Source organism: Coleofasciculus sp. B1-GNL1-01 (genome assembly GCF_040220235.1).
In the GTDB taxonomy this organism is placed as follows: Bacteria; Cyanobacteriota; Cyanobacteriia; order Cyanobacteriales; family Coleofasciculaceae; genus Coleofasciculus.
This window is the reverse complement of the sequence record NZ_JAVJTO010000003.1, coordinates 1-5,193: the sequence shown is the minus strand read 5'-3', so window position 1 is coordinate 5,193 and position 5,193 is coordinate 1. Positions and strand designations below refer to the sequence as shown.

Genomic DNA, 5,193 nt, shown 5'->3' with positions numbered 1-5,193 from the left:
AAAGGCTCATACACCCTGGATTAACCGTAGAATAAGGCTTTCAACACTCTGTCAAAATTCAGTGTCGGTCAAAAATGCTCGAAACCTACTCCAGGTAAAGGTTTCGACGACTCAGATAGCAAAACTTGTGAGAAATGCGGGTCAATAGGTGTGCTTAGTACACCTATTAGCAATTGCTACATATTCATGTTATTGTTAGCTTGGTCGCTGACCCGCCTAGGCGTATGGACATCAGACAGGCTGATTCCGAAGTAGCAGTAATATGCTTGCCGCAGAAACATCGCAGCTAGGGAAAGAACATGACCACTGGTACGTAAGGTTACGCCCTGCGGTAAAAGACTCTCCCAAGCCATGTTGTACGACAAGCAATAACAACCTGCGGGAGGCGGGTTGCTGCCTGTGGACGTTGAATAAGACCAAACCAAACTTATGTTTGGAGAGGCATCGACGGATGAAGCGGGAAACTCCGAAGACGAATAAGACCGTCATTGCCTAGTTGAGTTGGAAGCCCCAACTTCAGCGAAGTAAGTTGGGGTACTTCACTCTACGACATTTGTGATAAATATTGCTGATATCCCAACTTTTCTAGCGCCGCTTGCTTATCCATGACGGATTGCGTTAAAGTCTGGCGGTACTGCTGCACTCGTTCGAGTAACTCAGGTTGTTGGGATGCCAAAATCTGCACTGCTAACAACCCGGCATTTTTAGCATTGCCAATGGCTACGGTAGCGACAGGGATTCCACCTGGCATCTGTACAATCGAGTAGAGGGAATCTACCCCTTGTAAATGGCGAGTGGAAACAGGAACGCCGATGACGGGTAATGGTGTCAGAGACGCCACCATACCGGGTAAATGAGCTGCCCCTCCCGCCCCAGCGATAATCACCTTGAGTCCACGCTGATGAGCGGTTTGGGCGTAGTCTACCATACGTTGGGGAGTTCGGTGCGCGGAAACGATCGCGACTTCACAGGCTACCTCGAACTCTTCACAAATTGCGATCGCACCCTGCATCGTGGGCAAGTCGGAATCACTGCCCATAATAATACCAATTTGGGGGTTGTCATTCGTCATTTGTCCTTTGTCCTTTTTGCCTGTTCCCTATTCCCTGAAGTGACATCCTCCTACACCGAATCAGAGATTACGGTGTAGGCTTCCAACATCGCTGTTAGACATTGCTGCCCTGCGCCACTTATCTAGGCAAAATGCCCCCGACAGCCCGACTTGACAGCCAATTTCTTTCCCCCAGAGTCCCTGGGTACTCAATTGCTCATAACCTCGGTTACAGATTTCCTGTGCTGAGGCTATATCTCTATCCACCTCATACTTGCATTCTGGGCAACTATGCCATCTATCAGACAGTTCTTTGGTGACTTCAATACGACAATTTGGACAAGTCTGAGACGTCCCTCTGTGGTCAACTTCAGCAATATAAACACCGCGTTGTCTCCCAACATAATAAAGAATATCCCTGAACTGACCGAATGCCGCATCAATTGTATGTTTACCCAGAAATCCCTTTGCCATGGTGCGGAAATCGATGTCTTCTAGGAAGATAGTCCCCGCCATGTCACACAGCTTGTGAGCCAATTTGTACTGATAGTCTTTTCGCTTGAATGCAATATGGTTGTGCTGCTTCTCTACTTTGCGTCTAGCTTTTTCATAGTTCTTAGAGCGCTTATTTTTCTTGGATAACCTGCGTTGTAACACTTTCAGCCTACGGTGCATATCCTTGAAAAACTTACGTCCTGGTTCTACGAAGCCGTCACTGGTAGCCAAATAACTATTCAACCCAACATCTACTCCGATAAAATGACCATGAGGCACAGCATCAGGAATAGAAATGTCAGAACAAATGCTGATAACTACAAACCAACCTACCGCTTTTTTGATTACCCTGACCTGTTTAACTACAAAACCATCAGGAATTGGACGATGTAGGTTAATTTGAACTTTTCCCAACTTAGGTAATTTTATCTGCCATCCGGTTATTGGATTTACCTTAAATTGAGGAAAAAGTATTGACTTCATTTGCCCATACTTTTTGAACCTCGGAAACCCATAACCTCGTTCCCGAAAAAAGTCCCAAGCATCGTGTAACCGTCTAATTGTTGTTTGCAATACCTGAGAGGGTACTGACTTTAGTCTGGGGTAAACCTTTTTAGCTTTGGGTAGATTGTTCTGTTGTTGCTGATATCCAGGAAAGGGATAATCAGCAGGCATTATGTATTCTGACTCCTTACTACACCTACACCTGTCTACAGGACACTTCCTTGAAGCAATCCAGTCCTTTAGCTCTCTAAGGGCATAATTATAAACACCCCGACAAGTTTCGAGCCATTCGTTTAGTGACTCGACTTGTTCAGCATCAGGATAAATTCGATAGGTGTAGTTCAGATTTAGCATACCTTGATTGTCGCTTAATCTACTGTAAATGACAACTTGCGGTAAACGTCAATTTCGGAGGCATTGAACCTCGCTCAATTGACTTGGGGAGTGAAGGCATCCCAACACCAAATCAGAGATTATGGTGTGGGATTTATAGCTCCCCAAACCCCTCAACAGTTAAAATGACGCAGGATTAATGATAAAGAACATGATTATTATTAATGCACGAGTACCAGGTTATCAAGGGTTGCAACAGGTAAGGGTTGATGGGGAGGGAAAAATTTCCGCGATCGCACCCATGGCTGATATGGCTCAAAATGCCGCTACTCTCGATGTTACAGGCGATTGGCTCTCCTTAGCTGGGGTCGATTTACAGATTAATGGGGCGCTGGGTTTGGCGTTTCCGGATTTGACGCTGGGGGATAGCCAGAAATTGCAGAATATTTGCCAATTTTTGGGTAATCAGGGGATTGATGGATTTTTACCCACCTTGGTAACCACCTCGATTGAGAAAATTCAACAATCCCTGGCGGTGATTGCGGATTTTTTAACCACCGCTTCCGATCAGGCGGGCATGGCGCAAATCTTGGGGGTGCATTTAGAGGGACCTTTTCTACATCCTCAGAAGCGAGGAGCGCATCCTCCGGAATATTTATTACCATTAAACCTAGAAAACGTCAAGCAAGTTTTGGGAGGTTATGGCAAACTGGTAAAAGTGATGACGCTAGCGCCGGAGTTAGACGAGACAGGTGAGGCGATTAGTCATTTGCGTTCTTTAGGAATTACCGTGAGTTTAGGTCATTCCCAAGCAACGGCGGCTGAGGCGGAGGAAGCCTTTGCCTCAGGTGCATCGATGGTGACTCATGCCTTTAATGCGATGCCGGGATTACACCATCGCCAACCCGGATTATTAGGTGCCGCCATCACTCATCCGCAAGTGCGCTGTGGGGTGATTGCCGATGGACAACATGTTTGTCCGACAATGTTACAAATTCTACTGCAAGCCAGTAGGGATGAAGCGGGATTGTTTCTGGTGAGTGATGCGTTAGCGCCGTTAGGATTAGGTGATGGGATTTATCCCTGGGATCAGCGTCAGATTGAAGTGAAACAGGGTACGGCACGATTAGCGGATGGTACGTTGGCGGGAACTACGTTACCGCTATTGGTGGGAGTACAGAATTTGGTAGAGTGGGGACTGTGTGAAATCGAGAGTGCGATCGCTCTAGCAACAGAGTCCCCTCGACAGGCGATCGGTTTACCTGGGATTGGAGTAGGACAACCTGCCAATTTGTTGCGATGGCATTGGCATGAGGATACATCAAAATTGAGTTGGCAGCGTTTTACAGTTAATGGGTAATTTGTCTTTTGTCCTTTGTTAAGTAATTGGACTTTGGACAAAAAAAATGCATTTGCGTAACTTTTACGCAAATATAATTTGAAGTTAATGAAGAGGAATTACAGCGGTTTTCAAGTTGATAGACTACAGTAGCAGCAGTGAATAAAACAACTCCGTATGGTCAAAGTAAGCTTTGGGCTATCTGAAATTAAGCTTACCCCATTGAGTTTAAAATAGCTTAGGAGAAAGCGATCGCGCCATTAGACAGGATGATTCAAAACTGTTGTCAGGCAGTGATTATGGAAGAAGACAATTTTGGGCAGGGAGGGAAAGCGATCGCGCCATTAGGCTAGGCAGGATGATTTAAAACCGTTGTCAGGCGGTGATTATGGAAGAAGGCAATTTTGGGCAGGGAGGGAAAGCGATCGCGCCATTAGGCGGGGGTAATCCAAAATTGTTGTCGGTACTTTCTTATAGCCTGGATCAAGTTGATTGGTGATCACACTACCCTGTATCTTGGAGATATGTTGAAATATACCCATGAAAATCAATTAATGAAGCCTTACTCTCGGGACTTGCGTCAAAAAATAGTTGAAGCTTATAATAATGGGGAAGGTTCTTTTCGTCAATTAGCCCATCGGTTTAAAGTTAGCTTGAGCTTCGTTCAAAGACTTCTCAAAAAGTTTTATGAAACAAAAAGCATAGAACCTTTACCAATTGGGGGAGAACCTCAACCTCAACTTGATTCGTACTCTGAACTAATTCTCAAATATATGGAGGAATGCAACGATCTGACTTTAGAACAGCTTTGTGAGCGTCTGGAGGCAGAAGCCCAAGTAAAAGTCAGTGTTCCAACAATGTGCCGCTTTCTCAAAAAGCAGAAATTTACACGTAAAAAAAAACAACTCATGCTCCCAAATCCAACACACAGGAAGTCCAACTAGGAAGATTTGAATATTGGAAGAAAATAGCTGCTTTCGATTTCAAACAGTTAGTTTTTTTAGATGAAACTGGAATTCAGTTAGGAATAACACAACGTTATGCTCGTTCTGAGCAAGGGCAAAGAGCTTATGGAACGTCTCCTTATCCTCATGGTAATATAATTACCCTGCTTGGGGCAATGAAATTTGACGGTGTAGTTGCTACTATGACAGTAAATGGTGGTACTACAGGTAATATTTTTCTGACTTTTATTGAACAAATACTGGCTCCTGAACTCTCTCCAGGTGCTTGTCTTGTTGCTGACAATCTACCCGCTCATTATACCACTGGAGTTAAAGAAATCATCGAATCGGTCGGAGCAACAATAGTTTATTTGTCGAGTTATTCGCCGGATTTTAATCCCATTGAACATTGGTGGTCTAAATTGAAAGCTTTTCTCCGGAAAATAAAGCCACAAACTCGTGAAGAATTAGAATGTGCCATTGCTCAACATATTAGCATGGTCACTGATGAAAATTTGAAAAATTGG

Annotated in this window: 4 protein-coding genes and 1 pseudogene; 3 read left to right on the top strand and 2 right to left on the bottom strand. The window is 44.5% G+C overall.

The features are described 5' to 3' along the window. Positions 1-544: 544 nt before the first annotated feature. Both purE and RID53_RS00190 read right to left on the bottom strand, forming a co-directional pair. The gene (purE, locus tag RID53_RS00195; RefSeq protein WP_446386202.1) at positions 545-1,072 is read right to left on the bottom strand and encodes a 5-(carboxyamino)imidazole ribonucleotide mutase; all 528 of its coding nucleotides are present in this window, start codon (positions 1,070-1,072) and stop codon (positions 545-547) included. A 60-nt stretch (positions 1,073-1,132) separates the two neighbouring features. After that, entirely contained in the window at positions 1,133-2,404 is a 1,272-nt protein-coding gene (locus RID53_RS00190) for an RNA-guided endonuclease InsQ/TnpB family protein (RefSeq protein WP_446386201.1), read from the bottom strand. A 178-nt stretch (positions 2,405-2,582) separates the two neighbouring features. On the opposite strand from RID53_RS00190, the gene nagA reads away from it, so the two are divergent. The 3 genes and pseudogenes from nagA to RID53_RS00175 all read left to right on the top strand — a co-directional run. Continuing rightward, the gene (nagA, locus tag RID53_RS00185) at positions 2,583-3,743 is read left to right on the top strand and encodes an N-acetylglucosamine-6-phosphate deacetylase (RefSeq protein WP_446386200.1); all 1,161 of its coding nucleotides are present in this window, start codon (positions 2,583-2,585) and stop codon (positions 3,741-3,743) included. A 503-nt stretch (positions 3,744-4,246) separates the two neighbouring features. Next, positions 4,247-4,666: a helix-turn-helix domain-containing protein gene (locus RID53_RS00180; protein ID WP_446386199.1), complete on the top strand. Its 420-nt coding sequence runs from the start codon at positions 4,247-4,249 to the stop codon at positions 4,664-4,666. Positions 4,667-4,683: 17 nt separating this feature from the next. Then, positions 4,684-5,193, top strand: a pseudogene (locus tag RID53_RS00175) (IS630 family transposase); the annotation flags it as partial.